Here is a 21,727-nt window from a genome sequence, read left to right as displayed (position 1 = left end):
CCACGGGCCTGCCTTGTGCGGTCCGTGACATGTCCCCATGGATGAGAACTGACAACGGCAAGAATGAGCGCATGAGCCTGACCGAAACCACTACCGAACTGCCGTCCGCCCTTGAGGGCCAACCGCTCGAACGGATCGAACGCGATGGCGTGGAATACGTGGTGCTGGGCACGGCGCATGTGTCGCTGACCAGTGTCGAGGCGGTCAAGGCTCTGCTGGCGCAGGAACAGTTCGACGCTGTCGCGATCGAGCTGTGCGACAGCCGCGCACAGGGTATGCGCGATCCCGAAGCGTTCAAGCAGATGGATCTATTGCAGGTGATTCGCCAGGGCAAGGTCGGCATGGTGGCCGCCAGCCTGGTGCTGTCGACATTCCAGAAGCGCCTCGCCGATCAGCACGGCATCGAGCCCGGTGCGGAAATGAAAGCGGCGATGGATGGCGCCGCCGCGCAAGGTGTTCCGTTGTGGCTGATCGACCGCGAAGTGGGCACTACGCTACGCCGCGCCTGGCATAGCGTCGGCTTCTGGCAGCGCTTTGGCCTGATGGGCGGCCTGCTCGCCAGTGTGTTCGAACGCGAAGCCATCGACGAAAAGGAAATCGAGAAACTCAAGGAAGGCGACATGCTGGAAAGCGCCTTCAGCGAGTTCGCCACCGAATCGGCACCGCTTTATCGCAGCCTGATCGCCGAACGCGACACCTACATGGCGGCACGCTTGCGCGAACAAGCCGAACGTGGGCATTTCGGCGCGGGCAAGAAGGTGTTGGTGGTCATCGGCGCCGGCCATCTCAAAGGCATGGGCGAGCAACTGCGCGTACAACAGGACGACCCGATCCTCACTGCCGCCGAACTGGCCAAGGCACCGCCCAAGTCACGCTGGCCCAAGTGGATTGCACTGGCGCTGGTGATTGCCGTATTCGCCGCGATCGCCTTTGCGTTCCATCGCAACACTGCGCTGGGTGCGCAGGCCTTGCGCGACTGGGTGCTGTTGACCGGCGGCTTTGCTGCCGTCGGCGCGATCATCGCCGGTGGCCATCCGCTCAGTGTGGTGGCTGCGTTTATTGCCGCGCCGATCAAACCGTTTCGCCCGGGCATTCCCTCCGGCGGTATCAGCGCGATGGTCGAGGCATGGATTCGCAAGCCGCGTGTCGCGGACTTCGAAGCCCTCCGCGACGACATCACGCATTGGAGCGGCTGGTGGAAGAACCGCGTGGCGCGCACGCTGCTCAACTTCTTCCTGGTGTGCCTGGGCACGATCGTCGGCGAGTACAGCGCCGGGATTCATATCTTCAAGAGCTTGTTTTGAGGGTATGCACGAGACGGTCGCGACTTTAGCCGTGATCGTCCCGTAGCAATATCACCATGCGCGCGGTTATTGCAGCCCCTTGACCAGCACGTCAAGCAACTGCTCGTTCTGATCCAGGGCGTGCTCCCAGTACATCATTCCGCCCAGCCCGTGCGCCTTGACGTACGCGGCCTTCAATGCCAGCGACTGCGGATCCTCATAACTGATAAAGGTCTGCGTCTTCGCATTCCATAGATACGGCGCCTGCGCCTGCGCATCCCAGTAGCGCACGAAGCCCTGCTTGCCGATGTCATTGGCCACCAGCTCCTGCCATGACGGCGCGCCGATGAACTTCGCGTACTTCTGCTGCACGCCCTGGTGCTCCGGATTCACGCCGCCGAACTCGCGGCCATAGAACGCGACACCCAGATTGAGCTTCTTCGGCGGCACGCCGGCGGCGAGGAACTGTTTGACGGCCTTGTCGCCCGAACGGTCTTCGGCCGGTGCCCACTTCGACAGATAAAGCCCCGCATGATGGCCGGTGGTCGGCGTCAGGCTGGTATGGAAGTCGTAGGTCATCAGGTTGAACCAGTCCAGCGAACGTGCGGCCCGGTTCAATTCGATGCCAGCGACGAACTCGCCATCGGCCGCTGCGATAGTCAGCAGGTAGTGCTTGCCGCCATGGGCGGCGCCGAGTTGGTCGAGCCCCTTGCGCAGGCTCTCCAGTAACAGGCTGAAATTGCGCCGGTCCTCGGGGCGATGGCTGATGCCCGGCCCCGCCAGGGTCGGATATTCCCAATCGAGGTCGACACCATCGAGGTCGTACTGTTCGATCATATGGACGGCGCTGGCGGTAAAACGCTGGCGCGAGGCGTCGTCGAGCGCGGCTTCGGAGAAATGATCCGCGCCCCAGCCACCGACCGACAACACGATCTGCAACTGTGCATGGCGCTTGCGCAAGGCCACCAGGTCCGCCAGCGACGCCGGCGCGGTGGGGCTTTCAAGCACGGCCTCGCCCTGCGGGCTGACCTTGGCGAACGCGAAGTTGATCACGTCCAGTTTGTCCGGGCTGATCGCCGGCAACGGCCGGGCATCGGACACATAGCCGACGATGCGGTAGGCGCGAGCGCCCAGCGCGGCCGGTGCAAGCAGCACCAGCACCAACAGCAAGACCATACGATTCAACAGACTGCCTCCCATTGCCACTCCCCTCGACGGCGACATCGCGGACAGCACGACGCCGATATTGTTCCGATTGGAAAGCAACCACTATACTTCCGAGACTAATCTCCATGTACCAGCCGGAATCGTGGGAATGATCTTGATGACTCGACTGCAATTGCTTGGCCTGACCATGGCCGCTGCCTTCCTTGCCACCGCGAGTGTGCATGCCGAAGGCGACAAGGCCACGGGACGTAAGCTCGTCTATACCTGCAACGGCTGTCATGGCGTGGTGGGATATGAAAACGCCTATCCGCAGTACCCGGTACCGAAGATTGCCGGCCAGAATCAGCAGTTCATCGTCAATGCGCTGCACGAGTACAAATCGGGCGAGCGCAGCCACCCGACCATGACGGCCCAGGCGCAGAGTCTGTCCGATAAGGACATCGACGATATCGCCGCCTATCTTTCCAGCCTCGCCAAGTAAGCCGTCAAGGACCCATTCCGCATGAAACGTACGCTTACCCTGCTTTCATTCGGCGCCGTCCTGGCGTTCGCATCCACTCAACTGCTGGCCTCGGGCAATGTCGACGCCGGCAAGCAGAAGGCTGCCGCCTGCTTCGCGTGCCACGGCACCGACGGTAACGCCGTCGACCCGCAGTACCCGCGCCTTGCCGGTCAATACAACATGTACCTGCAGCAGGCGCTGCACGAGTACAAGACCGGCCAGCGCAGCAACGCCATCATGAAGGGCTTCGTCGCCACGCTGTCCGACCAGGACATCGAAGACGTCGCCGCGTACTTCTCCAGCTTGCCGACCAAGCTCGATACGCTCGAAGGCCATATCCAGGGCGACAAGAACTAACGTCGCGACGCCCTGCAAACAAAAAGCCCGCCATCTTTCGGCGGGCTTTTTGTTTTGCACGTGACAACGCGTGGACTTTCACTGCGATAACGTAGCTGGCCGGACATACAAGGAAACCCCATGGGCTGCCTTCCGCTACCCGTTCTTTTCTTGCTGGGTGTCATCATCGGCAATGCGTTCTGGGGCAATACCGGCGCACTGTGGGGCGCCGGCATCGGCCTCGCGCTTGGACTCGTTCTTACCGGCTGGTTTGTCGCCCTGTTGCGCGGAAAAAAGAAATAACCCGTGCGCTCAACCAAGCGCCGAACGGCCTTCGGGTTTGCTGTAGTAGGGGTTGCTGCCACCGGCATGATCGGTGGCATCGCGCACCTCGGTGATCTCGGGCACGCGCTCGCGCAAGGTCTTTTCGACGCCGTGCTTGAGCGTGACGTCGACCATGCCGCAACCATGGCAACCGCCGCCGAACTGCAGCACCACCACGCCGTTGGCATCGATTTCGAGCAGGCTGACGCGGCCGCCGTGCGCAGCGATCTTCGGATTCACTTCGGCTTCGAGCACATACTGCACGCGCTCGACCAGGCCCGCTTCCAGGCCGGGCAGCTCGCCCTTGATACGCGGTGCGCGGATATTGAGCTGACCGCCGGTGGTGTTGGGTTCGTAGTCGATGGTAGCGCCATCGAGCCACGGCGCGCTGGCACCGTCGATATGGAAGTCGAAACCCGTGCACTCGACCGTCCATTCGTTGCCCGAGAGCTCGTTGCGCTCACAGAACTCCAGCTCGCAATTGGCCGCCGGCGTGCCGGGCTGGGTCACGCTCACGCGAATCCCCAGGCCTTCAATACCTTGATTGGAAAGCAGGCGCAGAAAGTGCTGCTGCGCGCGCTCGGAAATGTCGATCATGTCTACTCCGGATAACTTCGCCCGGCAGCCGAAAAGGCGCCAGCGGAAACAGCACCATTTTAGTACTGTTTTGCCTTCCGTGCGCGTCTTTACTTTTGTGCAGGCAACTTCGACGCTTGCTTCTTTACACTTGCCATCTCGCCTTGGAGTTACCGCATGACCGATCTCGCCAGCCAGCACTGCCAGCCGCGCAAAGGTGCCGAAAATGCACTCGATACCGCCCAGATCGGCGAACTTCTGCAGCAGCTACCCGGCTGGAGCGTCACGGCGGACGGCAAAGCCATCGTCAAGGATTTCAAGTTCGCCGATTTCCATCGCACCCTGGGCTTCATCAACGCGGTCGGTTTCATGGCCAATCATGAGGACCATCACCCGGATATCGAAGCAGGCTATGGCCATTGCCACCTGCTGTGGTCCACCCACGATGTGGGCGGACTGTCCCTGAACGACTTTATCTGTGCCGCACGCGTCGAGGCCCTGCTCGCCCATTGAAAGCGACCCAGCTCCTGCGACGGATCGCCTGGACCGCCAGTTTCGTACTGGCGGTAGCTGTTGTGCTGTGGTCGATGGCCGCGCTTTCGAGCTGGATCACCCGCAGTGAACTCGCGCGCGATGCACAACAACGCCTGCACTCGCTGCAAACAGACGCTCCACTGTGGCGATGGTCGCCGCGTACACCGGATGACCTGGTCGCCGGCCGTGCCTTCGGCAATGCGTACCTGCTGACCGGCATCGATGGCGTCGACAGCGTCAGCAGCAGCGGCACACCGTTCGACCTGGGGCTGCCGCTGGCCCAGCCCGTCGATCTGCTGCACTGGCCGATGTTGCGCATCCTGGCCAAGAGCAGCTCGCCGGGGCGGCTGGGCATCATCTGGGAATCGCCCGGTCATGCCGGCTGCCTGGTGACGGACGCAGCCGAGCTTTCCAATACATCCAACGACATCCTGATCGACCTGCGCCAACTGCATGCGCAGTCCACCGACCCTGCCCGCCCCGACTGCCCGCTGCCGCAGGCTGCAACCACCCTGCGCCTGCGACCGATCATTCCGGCCGGAGCGTCGTGGTTGCTCAAAGACGTGCAGCTCGGCGCAGGCGCGCGCATCGCCGCGCCGCGCGGGGCCAGTCTTGTATTGAGCGGTGATGCGACGCGCGCCGGCGCTCAATGGGATGCCTGGGACTCGATCGGTCCCGCGCCCATGATTCGCCTCCCATCGGACGCCAGCGCGGAAACCCTGCTCCAACTGCGCGACCATATCCTGAGCCGGCAACCCGGCGCCGTCGTCGTTCCCCATCGCGGTCTTCTGGTTGCCAAGGCGAAGATGGATCTGCCGCCATGGCTCGGCTGGGCGGTTTGCGCGCTTTACTTGGCCCTGCTGTTGGTAGCCGCGCAGTACCGCGCCCCGGAATGGGCTGCCCTGGTGCTGATTCTGCTGGGGCCGCTTTGGTTGATCATCGGCCTGCAGTGGCAGTTGCACCCTTCAGTCCCGGCCATCGTAGGTTTTCTGGGCGCCATCGGATTTGCCGCGTGGCGAGAATGGCGCCACCTCGGCACCGCGCAGTGGCGCTGGTTCGGCCAGGGAACCCAGCCCTGGTTGTGGCCGCTGGCCCTGGTCGTTGTCGCCTATGCACTGGTCGTGGCCTTCGGCGATCGCCACCTGCATCCGCTGCCGTGGCGCCATGTGCTTCTCTATCTTGCCTGGGCCAGCCTGCAGCAATGGCTGATCCTGGTTGTGGTCATGCGTCGCTGGGAAACCTGGGGCTGGCCGGCCGCATTCTGCGTACTGGTCACCGCGGCGACATTCGGCCTGCTGCATACGCCCAATGGGCTGCTGATGCAGTTCTGTTTCCTGGCCGAGCTGTATTGGGCCTGGTGCTTCATGCGTACGCGCAGCCTTGCCCCGATCGCGCTGGCCCACGCCGCCTGTGCCCTGATCGTCGAGGCCGGGCTGGCCGGGCCTTTGTTGCGGTCCCTGGAGATCAGCGGGCGGTTTTTTCTCTAAGGGAGCGACTGCCCCAGGTTCAGTCGCCCCGCTTCCTACCCACAGCTCCTTTCGTAGCAAGGACATCCAGAAACTTCTTCAAGTCGTCTGGCAGCGGCGCCGAGAATGAGTACGAACGCCCGTCCACCTCAAAACTCATATGTCCGGCATGCAGGAACAGTCGGTTCAGCCCCCACTCCTTGAAGCGCTTGTTCGCCTCGCGGTCGCCATACTTGGGGTCGCCGGCCAGCGGATGGCCGACGTGCTGGGCATGTACGCGGATCTGATGCGTGCGCCCGCTGCCCAATGTCGCCTGCATCAGGCGAGCGCCTGGGTACTGCTCCATCTCGCGGAAAAAAGTGAGCGATGGCTTGCCGTTATCGGCAACTCTTACCATCCGTTCTCCGCCCTGCAGCACCGATTTCAACAGCGGCGCATTGACGTCGAACTTGGCTTTTTGCGGATGCCCGGTCATCAGGCACAGGTACTGCTTGGTCACGGTGTTGGCGCGGATCTCCGCCTGCAGCCCGACCAGGCCGGCCCGGGTCTTGGCAAAAACCAGCACGCCACTGGTATCGCGGTCCAGGCGATGGACCAGCTCCAGATGTTCGGTCGGGCGGGCCGCGCGCAAGAGTTCGATCGCGCCATGACTCACGCCGCTGCCGCCATGGCTGGCGATCCCGGCCGGCTTGTCGATGGCCAGGAAGTGCTTATCCTCGAAGATCACCGCATCGGCAACCTGGGCCACCATGCTCTCGGAGGGCCCCTGCTCTACCGGTCGCTCGGCCACCCGCACCGGCGGAATACGCAACATATCACCGGCCACGAGACGCGTATCGGGCTTGGCGCGCTTGCCGTTCACACGCACCTGCCCGGTGCGCAGGAGGCGGTAAATCATGCTCTTGGGCACGCCCTTGAGCAGGGTCATCAGCGCATTGTCGATACGCTGGCCGTCCCGCTCGGGGCCGACCTGGACTTGACGCACACCTTGAGGTGCGTCATGGGAAGTTACCGTCTGCATTGAAAAAAACCTGACGAGATAGGATACTCGGCCAGCGCTGCGCCCTGTCCGACGAGAAGTATGGATGGGGCGGTTAGCCCGCCCGTAACGCCGGCGAGGATAGCGCTGGTCGCCTACCCGGCAGCCGGTCGCTGCTCCCTTTCATCGTAACGGTTCGGGCTGTCGTTTGTCCGGTATCAAGGGGTACTGGGACTTCCGAGCGTTGCCAAAGAATCACCCCCGGAACCAGAAAGGGTTCCGTCACAAGCCGCTTAACCGCAGCGGCGCGATCCCCGGCAGGCCGCCACCATGGCGCCACCGCGGCACGCGACGCGCGGCAAGCCGAGGAAAAATTACAATGAAGCGTATGTTGATCAACGCAACTCAGCGTGAGGAGTTGCGTGTGGCCATCGTCGATGGCCAAACCCTTTACGATCTCGATATTGAAATCCCGTCCCGCGAGCAGAAAAAAGCCAATATTTACAAAGGCCGCATCACTCGCGTCGAAGCCTCCCTCGAAGCCTGCTTTGTCGATTACGGCGCCGAGCGCCATGGCTTCCTGCCGCTGAAAGAAGTCTCCCGCGAGTACTTCACCGCCGGTCTGGACCCCAACAAAGCCAATATCCGCGACCTCATCCGTGAAGGTCAGGAGATCGTTGTTCAGGTCGAAAAGGAAGAACGCGGCAACAAGGGCGCCGCACTGACCACCTTTATCAGCCTGGCCGGCCGGTACATGGTGCTGATGCCGAACAACCCGAAGGCCGGCGGCGTCTCGCGCCGGATCGAAGGTGAAGACCGCCAGGCCCTGAAGGAAGCGCTCGACCACCTCACCGTGCCCGATGACGTCGGCCTGATCGTCCGTACCGCCGGCATGGGCCGCGACGCCGAAGAGCTGCAGTGGGATCTGGACTACCTGCTCCAGCTGTGGAAGGCAATCTCCAACGCCGCCAGCGCCCAGAAGGGCCCATTCCTGATCTATCAGGAATCGAAGCTGTTCATCCGCGCCCTGCGCGACTACCTGCGCAACGATATCGGCGAGATCCTGATCGACGAGGAGTCGCTCTATAACGACGCCCGCGAGTTCGTGCAGCAGGTCATGCCCAATGCCATGCGCAAGCTCAAGCTGTACAAGGACGACACGCCGCTGTTCTCGCGCTACCAGATCGAGACGCAGATCGAGAGCGCGTTCGAGCGCCAGGTGCGCCTGCCGTCGGGCGGCTCGATCGTCATCGACCAGACCGAAGCGCTGACCGCCATCGACATCAACTCGTCGAAGGCGACCAAGGGCAGCGACATCGAAGAAACCGCCTTCAACACCAATTGCGAAGCGGCGGTGGAAATCGCCCGCCAGCTACGCATCCGCGACGCCGGCGGCCTGATCGTGATCGATTTCATCGACATGGACAGCCCCAAGCACCAGCGTGAAGTCGAAGAGCGCCTGAAGGACGCCCTGAAGCTGGACCGCGCCCGCGTACAGATCGGCCGCATCTCGCGTTTCGGCCTGCTGGAGATGTCCCGCCAGCGCCTGCGCCCATCCCTGGGCGAAGCCACCCAGATCGTCTGCCCGCGCTGCGAAGGCCACGGCCATATCCGCGGCGTGGAATCGCTGGCGCTGTCGACGCTGCGCCTGATCGAAGAGCACGCGATGAAGGACAACACCGGCCAGGTGCTGGTGCAGGCGCCGCCCGCGGTCGCCAACTTCATGCTCAACGAGAAGCGCGCCAGCGTGGTCGAGATCGAGCTGCGCAACAAGGTGCACGTCGTCATCGTCGCCGACGACAAGCTCGAAACCCCGCATATCGAAATCCAGCGCATCCGCGAAGCGGACATGGGCGAGCACAGCAAGCCCAGCTACGAGCGCCTGACCGCCGTCGAAGAAACCGCCATTCCCAAGATGGGCCAGGCCCTGGGCAGCGGCGAACAGCCGGCTGTCAGCGGCATCGTGCCGGCATCGCCCGCACCGTTGCGCGAAGAGGTCGCCTCCTCCCCGGTCGTCGCCGCCCCCAAAGCCGCGCCGGCTGCCGCCCCCGCTCAGAACGGCGGCTTGATGGGCTGGTTCCGCGGCCTGTTCAGCAGCCCGGCTCCCGCACCGGCCCCCGCCCCAGCGCCCACCCCGCGCAGCGAGTCGCGCGCCAACGAATCGCGCGGCAATCGCCGTGACGAACGTGGCCGCTCCGCACAGGGGAGCACGGGTCGCCAATCGCAACAGCAGCGCCGCGAGCAGCAAGGCAAGGGTGCCGGCAAGGCACAGCAGCCCAATCAGCCGCGCCAGCCGCGTAACCCCGACGCCCAGGCGCCGCGTCAGCAGCAGCCGGGCAAGCCGCAGGACGGCACGCCGCGCCAGGAACGTCAGCCCAAGCCGGTCCAGGACGCAGCCCAGCAGCCGCAGAACGAAGGGCGTAAGCAGCAAGGTCAGCAGCAGCCGAAGGGCGAGCGCCAGCCGCGTCCGCCGCAGTCGCCTGCGAGCGCCACGCCGGCAGCACTGCAAGCTGCCCCCGCCGAGGCAGCAAAAGAAGCTCAGCTGAGCACACCGGTCACCGAGACGCCCGCACCGGGCAGCAACGAGCCGGGCGCCGAAGGCGAAGTGTCGCCGTCGCGTCGTCGTCGCGGCCGCCGCGGTGGTCGTCGTCGTCGTCGTCATGAAGACGGCACGCAGGTGCAGGGCCAGATCAACGAGTCGGCAGTCGACGAGTCGGAGCTGGACGATGAAGATCGCGGCGAAGAGACCGGCCTGAGCGAGAACCATGAGCCCAAGGCGGCTGCGCCCAAACCCGCACCTGCCGCCGAGCCGGTGGCCGCGAAGACGATCGCCGCTACGACCGCTGCTTTCGCCGCTGCCTCCGTCATCGAAACAGAAGTGACCGCGATCCACGCTCATGAGGCTGCAGCACCGGTAGAAAAAACCGAACCTGCTGCTGAACCGGCTGCCTCGCCGCATTGGGCGACACGCCCTGAAGTGAGCGTGTCGGCTCCAGCGGCAACGGCGTTCAATCTGCCGACGCTGCCGCCCATCCCGGAGGCGTCGTCGGAAGCAGAACATACGCATACGGTAGAAACGCACGTCGTCGCTGCACCAGTCGCCGCTGTCTCGAACGTCGCCGAAGAACAGTCGGCACCGCGTGCATGGGCAGATGGCCATACCTCCGCGGCTGAAGTACCGACGACCGTTATCGAATCGACACCGGCCAGCGAAGAACCTGCCACGCCGGCTGCCAACGACAGCACGATCGATTTCCGTGCCCAGTCGTCGTTCGAACAACAGACAACCGCCGCGCACATCGAACCGGCACCGCTGCCGATCGCCGCGGCGCCGGTGGAAGTCACGGTCGAGGCCGTGCTTGAGCCGAAGCTGGAAGAGTCCGCGTCGAGTGAGCCGCAGCCGCAGGTGGAGGAACCGAAGGTATCGGCCGCCCCGCCCGCACAAGGCGATCTACTTGCAGGTGCGCCGCTTCATCCGGTGACCGAGCCCGTCCAACCGGAAAGCGTATCGCCTGACTCGACAGCGCAGGAAGACGAAAGCGCCAGCGACAAGAACGCTTCGCACGGTCAGTAATCACCACCGACAGCACAAAAAAAAGCCGGACTTACGTCCGGCTTTTTTATTTCGCTGCTGAAACCGCTCAGCCGCCTACCTGATTGTTATGCGTATCGAGCAGACCGTGCACCGTCATCAGATGCGCCAGGCCGACCACATGATCGATCTGTAGCTTTTCCATCAGGCGCTGTTTGTAAGTGGATACGGTTTTCGGACTGAGATTGAGTTGTTCGCCGATCGTCGTCAGCGGTTTGCCGCGCACCAGCATCATGGCAACCTCCAACTCTCGACTGGACAGGCTGTCGAACGGAGAGCCCTCCCCGTCGAGCGTAGCCAGCGCTAACTGCTGCGCAACGGCAGGGGCGAGATAACGACGCCCGTAAGCCACATGCCGCACTGCGCCCAGCAATTCTTCCGCGCTGCAGCCTTTGGTCAGATAACCGAGCGCACCGGCATCGAGCAGGCGCTTGGGAAAACGCGCGTCGTCGACGACAGTCACCACGATGATGTTGGTGGCCAGTTTGGCGCGCGCAACACGCTCGGTCAGCTCAATGCCGCTCATGCCGGGCATGTGCACGTCGACCAAGGCAATATCAGGCTCTAGCGAACGAATCAGGCGCAGCCCTTCCTCGGCCGTGCCTGCCTCGGCGACGACAGTGATGTCGTGCTCTTTGTCCAAAATCATCTTGAAACCGGTACGGACCAGTTCGTGATCGTCGATGATTATAGTTTTGATCACGTTTATTCCCTCCCTGGGTAGGAAGCCTGAACTTAGGATGCACGATAATTCATTGCAAGCGTCATCCGTAACAGGAAAGCGACGACAGCACTGAAAAGTGCAAATTCAGAAAAGCCTGACTGAAAAAATCTTTAACCCTCACAGTCATTGTAGATGACCCGCATGGATGAGCTTGCTGGGTACCGCATGTTACGATCTGCAGTTGGCACGGCTCCATCGCTGCCCGGATGGCGAAATTGGTAGACGCAAGGGACTTAAAATCCCTCACCCTCGCGGGTATGCGGGTTCGATTCCCGCTCCGGGCACCAGACACTCGAAAGCCTCCTGCGTCTCTGTAGGAACGACTTCAGAGAACCTCGAATAGCCTCAGTTTTCATCGTCGCCCCGGCGAAAGCCGGGGCCCAGTGTCTTTCGCACGTTGAAGCATAAGGCACTGGATCCCGGCTTTCGCCGGGACGACGGATAGGAAGGGTTTTTAGAAGACCCTTTCAGTCGCGACCGGCCGTGACGTAAGCGTGGGTCGCGACTGAAGTCGCACCTGCGAAGAATTTGGGCTTCCATCGCGACCCCTTGCGTGTTTCTCGTTCGCGCCGATGAGTGTAAGGTCCTTGCCTTCCTCATCGCCCCGAGATGTCGCCATGGCTACGCAACCCGAACTGTATGAGCGCTTTTGTGCCTTGCATCAACAGGACATCGGCTTCGTCATGCCCAATCCGTGGGACGGAACCTCGGCGCTCATCCTGAAGCAGGCGGGCTTCAAGGCCTTGGGAACGTCTTCGGCGGCCATCGCCTCGGCACTGGGACGCCTCGATGGCAGGCATGCGGTGACGCTCGAGGAACACCTGGCGCATGCCAAGCTTCTCGGCGATCTCACCGACTTGCCGATCAACGGCGATTTCGAAGACGGCTACGGGGAGACGCCGAGCGATGTTGCGGCAACCGTCGAATCGGCAATCGCCTGGGGACTGGCCGGCATCGGCATCGAAGACACCTCAGGCGATCCGGCCCGCCCCATCCGCGAGTTTGACGATGCGGTAGAACGCATGCGCCATGCCGCCAAGGCAGCCAAAGGGCGAATCCTTCTCACCGGACGCTGTGACAACTACCTCCAGGGCCGGCCCGATCTGGACGACACCATCCGGCGCCTGGTTGCGTTTGCCGACGTGGGTGCCGATGTTCTTTATGCGCCCTACCCGACCGACATGGATGCTGTAAGAGCCATCGTCAAAGCCGTAGCACCCAAGCCGGTGAACCTCGTCGTGGGCACGATGAGCGGGACGCTACCTTTGGCCGAGCTGCAGAAGGCCGGGATCAAACGCGTAAGCATGGGCGTGGCGCTTTACTCGCGTGCCATGGGCGATCTGCGCAAGGCTGCCCAACAGTTGGTTGACGGCGACCTAGCTTCGGCGTCCGAGGGCATGAGCTTCAAGGACATCAAGACGATGATCTCCGACGCGACCGCGCATAAGGCGCCGTGACGCAGACGGCAGGCAAAGAAAAAGCGCCACAAGGGCGCTTGGATACTTCTACGCAATGGAGGCCAGGGTCGGAATCGAACCGGCGTACACGGCTTTGCAGGCCGCTGCATGACCACTCTGCCACCTGGCCATTGCGCGAACCCCGGACGGAAACACCCGGGACTCACCGATAAAACAAAACCCCGGCGCAACCGAGGCTTTGCAAAAACTGGAGCGGGAAACGAGACTCGAACTCGCGACCCCGACCTTGGCAAGGTCGTGCTCTACCAACTGAGCTATTCCCGCATCGGAGTCAGAAATAATAACAGAACTGACGCCTTTGTGAAGACTTTACGTTTAACTTTTGTGCCAGAAACGGCCGACTTTCCCACCGATGCCGCCCCCCAGAAATGACGAAGCCCCGGGCTAAGCCGGGGCCTGTCTGAACCTGGAGCGGGAAACGAGACTCGAACTCGCGACCCCGACCTTGGCAAGGTCGTGCTCTACCAACTGAGCTATTCCCGCATCGGAGTCGCGCATTGTAATGGCTAAAAGCGCACCGTCAAGCCTCTGTCACAGAAAAATTCAGACATCGCTTTTATTGGGCGCAAAAGGCCCTTTTTCGCCACGCAACATCGGCCACGCCGCACGCAGATAGTGCAGGCCCGACCAGATCGTGAGGATGCCGGCAATCACCAGCAACACTTCGCCCACGTGATAGAGGCGCAACGTTTCCGCATCGTGCTGCACGATCAGCACGACCAGCGCGATCATCTGCATCACCGTCTTGAGCTTGCCGACAAAGGCCACTTTCACGGTGGCACTCATACCGATTTCAGCCATCCATTCGCGCAGCGCCGAGATGCTGATTTCGCGGCCGACGATGACGGCCGCCGTGACCGCCATCACGATACCGGGCCAACCGCCACGGTGCGACTCGACCAGCAGGAACAGCGTCACCGCCACCATCAGTTTGTCGGCGACCGGATCCAGAAAAGCACCGAACGCCGAGGTCATGTTCAAACGACGCGCAAGGTAGCCATCGAACCAGTCGGTGATCGCCGCCAGCACGAAAACGATGGCTGCCGTGATGTTGTGACCGCGGAAGGGCCAATAGAACACCACCACCATGACCGGCAACAGAGCGATGCGAAACAGGGTCAGCCAGGTTGGCAAGTTGATACGCATCGATTCAATCCGCTTTTAAGCTAGTAGTGTCGCATGGATAGGAGTGCTCACTCCGTTATGTGGTTCAGATTCAAGCATGCAAGGTGGCGTAGATACGTTCGGCCAGGCCGCGATCGATACCCTTCACCTGCATCAGCTCCTCCACACCCGCAGCCTCGACGCCGGCCAGCCCACCAAAGGCCTTGAGCAAGGCCGAACGGCGGCGAGCGCCGATGCCCGGCACGTCCTCCAGCACGCTGCGCTCACGCGCCTTCTCGCGGCGCTTGCGATGACCGCTGATCGCAAAACGATGCGCCTCGTCGCGCACTGCGGCAACGAGATGCAGTGCCGGCGATGCCGGGCCCGGATGCAGGTTGCGGCCCGACTCGGCCAGTATCAGCGTCTCCTCACCTGCACGTCGTCCCGGCCCCTTGGCCACGCCCACAATGCGGATGCCCTGCACGCCCAGTTCCTTCAGCACATCGAGCGCCTGTGCCACCTGACCGCTGCCGCCGTCGATCAACAGGATGTCAGGCCGCGCACCCTCGCCTTCGGCAACCTTGCGGAAACGCCGGGTCAAGGCCTGGTGCATGGCCGCGTAGTCGTCACCGGGCGTGATGCCGGCGATATTGAAGCGGCGGTAATGCGATTTCTCGGGGCCTTCCGGACCGAAGACCACGCAAGAAGCCACCGTGGCCTCGCCCATGGTGTGGCTGATGTCGAAGCACTCGATACGGCGAGGCGCTTCGTCGAGCTCCAGCAGGCGCTGCAGATCGTCGAAGCGCGCGCCCAGGGTCTGGCGACTGGCAAGCCGCGCTGTCAACGAAGCCTGCGCATTGCGCTCGGCCATCTGCAGAAACCGCGCGCGTTCGCCACGCACGCTGGTCTTGATCTCGACGGCATGCCCGGATTGCTGGGTCAGCAGATCCGCAAGAATCTCGCAGTCGGCAGGGACATCGCCAAGTATCAGCTCGCGCGGCACGGGTCGGTCGAGGTAGTACTGCGCAAGAAACTGGCCCAACAGATCGCCCGGCTCGGCATCGAGCGGCAGGCGCGGATAGAAGTCGCGGGTGCCAAGGCTGACGCCATTGCGGAAGAACAACACGCTGACACAGGCCAGGCCCGATTCGATACGGCAGGCAATCACGTCCATGTCGGCGCTCGCGCCCTGTACATGATGCTGTGCCTGCAGCTTGCGCAAGGCGGATACCTGGTCGCGCATCGACGCGGCGCGCTCGAATTCCAGCGATTTGCTGGCCTGCTCCATCCCGCTGGCCAGTTCGTCGATCACCGCGCTGCTGCGGCCTTCCAGAAACATCTCGGCGTGACGCACATCGCTGCGATAGTCGTCGACGGAAATCAGATTGACGCAGGGCGCACTGCAGCGGCCGATCTGATGTTGCAGGCACGGGCGCGAACGATTGCGAAAATAACTGTCTTCGCACTGCCGCACCTTGAACAGCTTCTGCATCAGGTTGAGGCTTTCGCGCACCGCGAACGTGCTGGGATAGGGGCCGAAAAAGCGGCCCGGCAGATTGCGCGCACCACGATGAAAGGCCAGGCGCGGATAATCCTCGCCACCGGACAGATAAATGTACGGGTAGCTTTTGTCGTCGCGCAACATGATGTTGTAGCGCGGCTTGAGCGACTTGATCAGCTGCGACTCGAGCAGCAGCGCCTCGCCCTCCGTACGCGTGACGGTGATCTCGCAGCGTGCGATCTGCGAAATCATCGACGCGATACGCGGCTCCATCCTGGGTTTCAGGAAGTAGCTGCCGACGCGCTTTTTCAGATTGCCGGCCTTGCCGACGTACAGCAGCTCGTCCGCGTCATCGAAATAACGATAGACGCCGGGGGAACTGGTCAGGGTTTTGACGAACGCCTTGCCGTCGAAGGTCGGCTGCGAAATGGGCTGCATCCCCGTATTCTAACGGGTCGTGTCAAGCCCCGGACGACTCGCGGCGCAAGCGTTCGAGCAAGCCCTGGATCCCTCGTTCAACCAGCGCTACCGAGGCCGTGAAGCCGGCCTCGTCGCCATAGTAGGGATCGGGGAACTCAGCCGGCTCATCGACACCGGCCCAGGGCAGGAGCAGGTCGATATGCGCCGTAGATGCGGTCGATTTGAGCCGTTCGATCTCGCGCAGGTTGTCCCGATCCATTGCGAGCACCAGATCGTAGTCGCGCAGATCGGCTGCCCTCAACTGACGCGCGCGATGCGGCTCGAGATCGTAGCCAGCCGTCCTGGCCGCGGCACGCATGCGCGTATCGGCCCCTTTGCCGACATGCCATCCACCCGTTCCACAGGAAGCGAACTCGATGTCCAGACCGGCGCGCCGAGCATGGGTTCGCGCTACGACTTCGACCACGGGCGAACGGCAAATGTTGCCCAAACACACAAAGAGCACGCGTGTCACGGCTGCTGCGCCTGCAACCACTGCTGCGCCCGTTCGAGATCGGCCTGGGTGTCGATGCCCGGTGGGAACGGCTCGGGCGTCAGGCGTACGGCAATCGGGTAACCGTGTTCCAGCACACGCAACTGCTCGAGCGATTCGGCCTGCTCCAGCATCGTGCGGGCCAGACCGGTATAGCGATGCAGGAAACCCGCACGGTAGGCATAGATACCGATATGCCGCAGGAACGGCACGCCGCTCGGCAGCTGGTCCTTGTCCTTCGCGAAGGCATCGCGCGCCCACGGCAACGGCGCGCGGCTGAAATACAGCGCGCGTCCGTCGACACCGCGTACCAGCTTGACCACATTCGGATCGAACAGCTCGTGCGCGTCGTCGATCGGCGTGGCCAGCGTGGCCATCGGCGCATCGTCTTCGGCCAACGCACGTGCCACTTCGCGAATGCCCGCTGCGGGTGCGAAGGGCTCATCACCCTGCAGGTTCACCACGATGGCATCGTCGGCCCAGCCATAGTGCGCCGCGCATTCGGCCAGGCGATCGCTACCGGAGGCGTGATCGCTGCGCGTCATGCATACGTCCACACCCTGCCCGGCCAGCGCATCGGCGATACGTTGATCGTCCACCGCCACCACCACCTGTGCCGCGCCAGCCTGCAGCGCACGCTGGGCGACCCGCACCACCATCGGCACGCCAGCAATATCGCGCAGCGGCTTGGCCGGTAAACGGGTCGACCCATAGCGGGCAGGAATGGCGACGATGAATGGTGGCAGCGCTGCGGCCATGGTGACCTCAGCCGACTTCGCGCAATGAGAAACCGCAGCCATTGGCCAGCTCGATAAAGCCGGGAAATGACGTCGCCACGTTGCGGCAGTCGGCGATATGCACCGGCTCGCGCGCCACCAGTCCGGCAATGGCGAAGCTCATGGCAATGCGATGGTCGCCATGGCTGTCGATGCTGCCACCGTTGAGCGTGCCGCCAACAATCGTCGCGCCATCGGGCGTTTCGTCGACGGTGATGCCCAGCGTGCGCAAGCCTGTCGCCATGCTGGCCAGGCGATCGGATTCCTTGACGCGCAATTCGGCGGCACCACGAATCACGGTCGAGCCTTGCGCCAAGGCTGCAGCCACGAACAAGGCCGGAAATTCGTCGATCATGTCCGGCACCAGTGCCTCGGGCAGCTCGACGCCATGCAACGGGGCATGACGCACGACGATATCACCGACCGGCTCACCGCCGCTCTCGCGTTCGTTCTCGATCCGGATATCGGCACCCATCAGGCGCAACGCCTGCAGCAAACCGGTACGACGGGGATTGAGGCCGACGGCCTGCAGATGCAATTGAGAACCGGGCACCACGCTGGCCGCCACCAGGAAGAAGGCCGCCGACGAGAAGTCGGCCGGCACATCGACGTCGGTCGCCTTCAATCGATGCCCGCCCGACAGGCGCGCACGGCCCGGTTCGAAATCGATCGGCCAGCCGAATGCGGCAAGCATCCGTTCGGTGTAATCGCGCGTCGGATGAGGCTCGATGACCTCGGTGTCGCCCTGCGCATACAAACCGGCCAGGAGCAGTGCCGACTTCACCTGCGCGCTTGCAACCGGCAACGTGTATTCGATGCCTTGCAACACATGGCCACCATGGATATGCAGCGGCGGCAGACCTTCCTGGCTGTCGATGCGCGCACCCATGCGAGCCAACGGATCGGTGACGCGGCGCATCGGTCGCTTGGACAAGGACTCGTCGCCGATCAGGGTGCTGTCAAACGCCTGTCCCGCCAGCAAACCGGCAAGCAGTCGCATGCCGGTGCCCGCGTTGCCGCAATCGAGCTGCGCCGACGTGCCGCGCAAACCATGCAGGCCCACGCCATGAATCAGGCGTTCGCCATCGGCCGGCGTTTCGATACGCACGCCGAGCTGCGCAAGCACCGCCGCAGTCGCACGCGTATCTTCGCCTTCCAGAAAGCCGCGCACATGCGAGCGGCCTTCGGCCAACGCGGCGAGCATCAGCGAACGGTGCGAAACGGACTTATCGCCGGGTACGCGCAGACTGCCCTGCAACGCACGCCCGACGCTGCTCTGCCAATCCAGACGCGCGCTCACGGCAACGCGACCGGGTAGGAACCGAGCACGCGCAGCTTGGCGACGGTCGATTCGATTTCCTTGACCGCGCCTTGCAGCGCTTCGTCATTGATATGGCCGGAGACGTCGATAAAGAACGCGTACTGCCATTTGCCGGTATGCGCCGGCCGCGATTCGATGCGGTTCAAGCTGATGTCGTGTTTGGCGAAAGGACTGAGGACGTCGTACAAGGCGCCCGGCTTATCGTTGACGGTGATCAACAGCGACGTGCGGTCGTTGCCCGACGGCGGGAAAAGCGTGCGACCGATAACCAGGAAACGCGTGGTGTTGTCGGCGCGGTCTTCGATACCACGTGCGATCGTGGTCAGACCGTAAACGCGGCCAGCAGTCTCGCCGGCAATGGCCGCCGCATCGTCCGAGTGACGCGCCATGCGTGCCGCTTCGGCATTGCTGCTGACTGCGATGCATTCGACATCGGGCAGATTGATGCGCAGCCAGGTCTTGCACTGCTGCAACGACTGCGCGTGCGCGTAGACGCGCTTGATCGCATCGAGCTTGCCGGCCTGCGAATGCAGGCATTGATGCACGCGCAGTTCGACTTCGCCGCAGATCGTCGCATTGGAGGTAAGAAACATGTCCAGCGTGACCTGGATCATGCCCTGCCCGGAGTTCTCGACCGGCACCACGCCGAAATCGGCATGACCGGCGGCGACTTCCTGGAAGACCTCTTCGATGCTGCCCAGCGGCAGACCATAGGCGGCATGACCGAAGTGCTTACGCACGGCCTGCTCGCTGAAGGTGCCTTCGGGACCGAGAAAGCCGATCTTCAGAGGGTCTTCCTGCGCCAGGCAGGACGACATGATTTCACGGAACAGACGCACCATCTCGGTATCGGACAGCGGGCCGTGATTGCGGTCCACCACCATGCGCAGCACATGGGCCTCGCGCTCGGGTCGGTAATAGTCGATCGCCGACAGGCCCTCGCCCTTGACCTTGGCCACTTCCTGCGCCCAATTGGCGCGCTCGGAAATCAGCTCCTGGATTTGCTTGTCGATGCTGTCGATGCGATCGCGCACCTCAGCGAGCGAGGTTTTCTGGTCCGTCATGATTCAAAGCCGTCTGGCAGTAAAGATGTCCGCTCCCGATGTTACATCGGCGCGCGTGCTTTTGCGCGCCGCAACATCAGCCATGGCGCGTGGCAAATTCGCGCATGAATGCGGTCAAGGCTTCGACCGCCTCCAGCGATACGGCGTTGTAGAGCGAGGCGCGCATGCCGCCGATCGCCTTGTGGCCCTTCAACGCCAACAGGCCGGCCGCCTCGGACTCCTTGAGGAATACGGCGTCCAGCGCGGCATCGTGCAAGGTGAACGGGACATTCATGCGCGAGCGCGACGCCGGGTCGATCGGATTGCGGTAATAGCCGCCGGAACCGTCGATCGTGTCGTAGAGCAAGGCCGCCTTGGCATCGTTTCGTGCCGCCACGGCAGCAAGACCGCCCTGCTCCTTCAGCCATTGGAAGGTCAGGCCCGCCAGGTACCAGCCCCAGGTATTGGGGGTATTGAGCATCGAATCGCTCGCCGCATGCTCGGCGTAGCGGAAGATTCGTGCCATCGGACGAGTGACACGCTCCAGCAAGTCCCGGCGCACGATCATCAACACCAGGCCCGAGGGACCGATATTCTTCTGCGCACCCGCGTAGATCAGGCCGAAACGGCGCACATCGATCGGTCGCGACAGGATGTCCGATGACATGTCGGCCACCAACGGTACCTCGCCCACCTCCGGCACGTCATGAAATTCGACGCCGTGAATCGTTTCGTTCGGTGTGTAGTGCACGTAAGCCGCGGCAGGATTGAGCGTCCAGCCGTTGCGTGCCGGCAGCTTGACGTAATTGTCGGCGTGACTGCTGGCGGCGATATCCACCTTGACGTACGGCGCCGCTTCGCTGGCCGCCTTCTCGCCCCAATGACCGGTGACGATGTAGTCGGCGCTGGCGCCTTCTGCCGCCAGATTCATAGGTATCTGTGCGAAATGCTGGGTCGCGCCGCCTTGCAGAAACAGCACGGCGTAGTCGTCGGGGATCGCGGCAAGCTCGCGGACATCGGCTTCCGCTTGCGCGGCCAGTCCCATGAACAACTTGCCGCGATGGGAGAGCTCCATCACCGATGCGCCGCTACCGTTCCAATCGAGCATCTCGCGTTGTGCACGTTCGAGCACCGCTTGCGGCAGGGCTGCCGGTCCTGCGCTGAAATTCCAGACTCTACTCACGAAACAGTTTCCGATGAAATCAAACGGGGCTTGTCTTCAAAACTTGACGAACAATACCAGCGCGATAATCAAAGCAATCACCGCCGCCGTCACGATCAGCCACCATACTTCGCCGCGAGGGCCGGCGTCTTCTTCGGGCAGGTGTTGGACCGGTGGCGTATAGACGGGAATTTCCGGCTCGTCTTCCATCCCTGGCGCGTCGACGATAAAACGGTGCATGGCAATGCCGATCTGGTCGCCCGGCTGCAAAGCCGCGTGGCCGACTTCCACGCCGTTGACGCGCAGCGGATAACGCTCCGACTTCTGTCCTGCTTCGAGCCAAAGCCGGCCGTTCTGCCAGGCGATGCGCAGCGTGGCGGCCTCGCCTTGCGGCAATTCCAGCGGGTAGCGCCCCATGGCACCGAGCTCGAGACGATCCTGCAGCGACAGCACGCGCCCGGACAGCGGACCGGCGATCGCACGCAGCGCCACCGTGCAGCGCCCCTCTTCCGGCACCTGCTTGGTGTTGCGTTCGGCGGGCGACTCGTCCTCGCGCAGCAGCATGCGGCAGTCGCCGACGCTCAGGACATCGCCGGCACGCAGCAGGCTGCGCTCGCGTATCGGTCGCGCATTCACATAGATACGCCCGGCCTGAGCCAGTACGTGCAGAACGATGCCGCGACGATCCCGTTGTATGCGCAGGTGATAAGGATGCGCCTGGCCGGTGGCCAACACGAGATCGTTATCCGGAGCGCTACCGACGCGCAGCGTAGCTTGCGTCCATGGGAAATCTTCGCGGGCCGAATTGGGAAATTCGATGCGCATGAATCAACCGGTCGATAGTGTGCCGGACTCTAGCAGAAGCCTGCGCCTTGAGCAGATCCTAAGTTGGCCGCGCTTCATCCGT

At 62.9% G+C, this 21,727-nt stretch carries 20 protein-coding genes and 4 tRNA genes; 9 read left to right on the top strand and 15 right to left on the bottom strand.

The window, feature by feature from the left end:
• Window positions 1-71: 71 nt before the first annotated feature.
• Window positions 72-1,304 carry a TraB/GumN family protein gene (locus QMG46_RS14170; RefSeq protein WP_281848469.1) on the top strand — a complete coding sequence of 411 codons (1,233 nt, stop codon included), beginning with the start codon at window positions 72-74 and terminating at the stop codon, window positions 1,302-1,304.
• A 66-nt stretch (window positions 1,305-1,370) separates the two neighbouring features.
• Here QMG46_RS14170 and QMG46_RS14165 read toward each other — a convergent pair whose 3' ends face one another.
• Entirely contained in the window at window positions 1,371-2,459 is a 1,089-nt protein-coding gene (locus QMG46_RS14165; protein WP_281852901.1) for a glycoside hydrolase family 18 protein, read from the bottom strand.
• A 148-nt stretch (window positions 2,460-2,607) separates the two neighbouring features.
• Here QMG46_RS14165 and QMG46_RS14160 point away from each other — a divergent pair, with 148 nt between their 5' ends.
• The 3 genes from QMG46_RS14160 (at window position 2,608) to QMG46_RS14150 (ending at window position 3,591) form a co-directional block, all read left to right on the top strand.
• Window positions 2,608-2,931 (top strand): c-type cytochrome, encoded by a 324-nt coding sequence (locus QMG46_RS14160; RefSeq protein WP_281848468.1) that lies wholly within the window; start codon window positions 2,608-2,610, stop codon window positions 2,929-2,931.
• A 21-nt stretch (window positions 2,932-2,952) separates the two neighbouring features.
• Window positions 2,953-3,309, top strand: coding sequence for a c-type cytochrome (locus QMG46_RS14155; protein ID WP_281848467.1), 357 nt, complete (start codon window positions 2,953-2,955; stop codon window positions 3,307-3,309).
• A gap of 120 nt (window positions 3,310-3,429) precedes the next feature.
• On the top strand, window positions 3,430-3,591 hold the full coding sequence (locus QMG46_RS14150; RefSeq protein ID WP_281848466.1) for a hypothetical protein: 162 nt from the start codon (window positions 3,430-3,432) through the stop codon (window positions 3,589-3,591).
• 9 nt (window positions 3,592-3,600) lie between these two features.
• On the opposite strand, the gene QMG46_RS14145 is transcribed toward QMG46_RS14150, so the two are convergent.
• On the bottom strand, window positions 3,601-4,209 hold the full coding sequence (locus QMG46_RS14145; RefSeq protein WP_281848465.1) for an NfuA family Fe-S biogenesis protein: 609 nt from the start codon (window positions 4,207-4,209) through the stop codon (window positions 3,601-3,603).
• A gap of 156 nt (window positions 4,210-4,365) precedes the next feature.
• On the opposite strand from QMG46_RS14145, the gene QMG46_RS14140 reads away from it, so the two are divergent.
• Both QMG46_RS14140 and QMG46_RS14135 read left to right on the top strand, forming a co-directional pair.
• A complete protein-coding gene (locus tag QMG46_RS14140) occupies window positions 4,366-4,701 on the top strand; it encodes a 4a-hydroxytetrahydrobiopterin dehydratase (protein WP_281848464.1) in 336 nt (111 codons plus the stop codon).
• Window positions 4,698-6,209 carry a CPBP family intramembrane glutamic endopeptidase gene (locus QMG46_RS14135; protein ID WP_281848463.1) on the top strand — a complete coding sequence of 504 codons (1,512 nt, stop codon included), beginning with the start codon at window positions 4,698-4,700 and terminating at the stop codon, window positions 6,207-6,209. Before QMG46_RS14140 ends, QMG46_RS14135 begins: the two co-directional genes overlap by 4 nt.
• A gap of 19 nt (window positions 6,210-6,228) precedes the next feature.
• Here QMG46_RS14135 and QMG46_RS14130 read toward each other — a convergent pair whose 3' ends face one another.
• Window positions 6,229-7,116 (bottom strand): RluA family pseudouridine synthase, encoded by an 888-nt coding sequence (locus QMG46_RS14130; protein WP_281852900.1) that lies wholly within the window; start codon window positions 7,114-7,116, stop codon window positions 6,229-6,231.
• A gap of 430 nt (window positions 7,117-7,546) precedes the next feature.
• Here QMG46_RS14130 and QMG46_RS14125 point away from each other — a divergent pair, with 430 nt between their 5' ends.
• The gene (locus QMG46_RS14125) at window positions 7,547-10,741 is read left to right on the top strand and encodes a ribonuclease E/G (RefSeq protein WP_281848461.1); all 3,195 of its coding nucleotides are present in this window, start codon (window positions 7,547-7,549) and stop codon (window positions 10,739-10,741) included.
• A gap of 67 nt (window positions 10,742-10,808) precedes the next feature.
• On the opposite strand, the gene QMG46_RS14120 is transcribed toward QMG46_RS14125, so the two are convergent.
• Complete coding sequence (locus tag QMG46_RS14120) at window positions 10,809-11,462, bottom strand: response regulator (RefSeq protein WP_281848460.1); 654 nt, start codon at window positions 11,460-11,462, stop codon at window positions 10,809-10,811.
• 221 nt (window positions 11,463-11,683) lie between these two features.
• On the opposite strand from QMG46_RS14120, the gene QMG46_RS14115 reads away from it, so the two are divergent.
• Both QMG46_RS14115 and QMG46_RS14110 read left to right on the top strand, forming a co-directional pair.
• Window positions 11,684-11,770 (top strand) — tRNA-Leu (locus QMG46_RS14115).
• Between the two features lie 330 nt (window positions 11,771-12,100).
• On the top strand, window positions 12,101-12,940 hold the full coding sequence (locus QMG46_RS14110; RefSeq protein WP_281848458.1) for an isocitrate lyase/PEP mutase family protein: 840 nt from the start codon (window positions 12,101-12,103) through the stop codon (window positions 12,938-12,940).
• A gap of 56 nt (window positions 12,941-12,996) precedes the next feature.
• Here QMG46_RS14110 and QMG46_RS14105 read toward each other — a convergent pair.
• The 11 genes from QMG46_RS14105 to QMG46_RS14055 all read right to left on the bottom strand — a co-directional run bounded on the left by QMG46_RS14105 (window position 12,997) and on the right by QMG46_RS14055 (window position 21,645).
• A tRNA-Cys gene (locus QMG46_RS14105) sits at window positions 12,997-13,070 on the bottom strand.
• Between the two features lie 79 nt (window positions 13,071-13,149).
• Window positions 13,150-13,225: transfer RNA gene (locus QMG46_RS14100), tRNA-Gly, on the bottom strand.
• A 143-nt stretch (window positions 13,226-13,368) separates the two neighbouring features.
• Window positions 13,369-13,444 (bottom strand) — tRNA-Gly (locus QMG46_RS14095).
• 60 nt (window positions 13,445-13,504) lie between these two features.
• On the bottom strand, window positions 13,505-14,107 hold the full coding sequence (gene pgsA / locus QMG46_RS14090; protein WP_281848457.1) for a CDP-diacylglycerol--glycerol-3-phosphate 3-phosphatidyltransferase: 603 nt from the start codon (window positions 14,105-14,107) through the stop codon (window positions 13,505-13,507).
• 70 nt (window positions 14,108-14,177) lie between these two features.
• Window positions 14,178-16,004, bottom strand: a complete 1,827-nt coding sequence (gene uvrC / locus QMG46_RS14085) for an excinuclease ABC subunit UvrC (RefSeq protein WP_281848456.1) — start codon at window positions 16,002-16,004, stop codon at window positions 14,178-14,180.
• A 22-nt stretch (window positions 16,005-16,026) separates the two neighbouring features.
• Entirely contained in the window at window positions 16,027-16,500 is a 474-nt protein-coding gene (locus tag QMG46_RS14080; RefSeq protein WP_281848455.1) for a low molecular weight protein-tyrosine-phosphatase, read from the bottom strand.
• Window positions 16,497-17,276: a 3-deoxy-manno-octulosonate cytidylyltransferase gene (gene kdsB / locus QMG46_RS14075; protein WP_281852899.1), complete on the bottom strand. Its 780-nt coding sequence runs from the start codon at window positions 17,274-17,276 to the stop codon at window positions 16,497-16,499. The genes QMG46_RS14080 and kdsB overlap by 4 nt, the downstream gene beginning before the upstream one ends.
• 7 nt (window positions 17,277-17,283) lie before the next feature.
• Complete coding sequence (gene aroA, locus QMG46_RS14070; protein WP_281852898.1) at window positions 17,284-18,498, bottom strand: 3-phosphoshikimate 1-carboxyvinyltransferase; 1,215 nt, start codon at window positions 18,496-18,498, stop codon at window positions 17,284-17,286.
• 92 nt (window positions 18,499-18,590) lie between these two features.
• On the bottom strand, window positions 18,591-19,679 hold the full coding sequence (gene pheA, locus QMG46_RS14065; RefSeq protein ID WP_281848454.1) for a prephenate dehydratase: 1,089 nt from the start codon (window positions 19,677-19,679) through the stop codon (window positions 18,591-18,593).
• A 76-nt stretch (window positions 19,680-19,755) separates the two neighbouring features.
• The gene (serC, locus tag QMG46_RS14060) at window positions 19,756-20,841 is read right to left on the bottom strand and encodes a 3-phosphoserine/phosphohydroxythreonine transaminase (protein WP_281848453.1); all 1,086 of its coding nucleotides are present in this window, start codon (window positions 20,839-20,841) and stop codon (window positions 19,756-19,758) included.
• Window positions 20,842-20,877: 36 nt separating this feature from the next.
• A complete protein-coding gene (locus tag QMG46_RS14055; RefSeq protein WP_281848452.1) occupies window positions 20,878-21,645 on the bottom strand; it encodes an FHA domain-containing protein in 768 nt (255 codons plus the stop codon).
• Window positions 21,646-21,727 lie beyond the last annotated feature (82 nt).

The organism is Dyella sp. GSA-30 (assembly GCF_027924605.1).
Lineage (GTDB): Bacteria > Pseudomonadota > Gammaproteobacteria > Xanthomonadales > Rhodanobacteraceae > GSA-30.
Note: the sequence above shows the minus strand (reverse complement) of the source record. Positions and strands in the feature narration are given on the sequence as shown.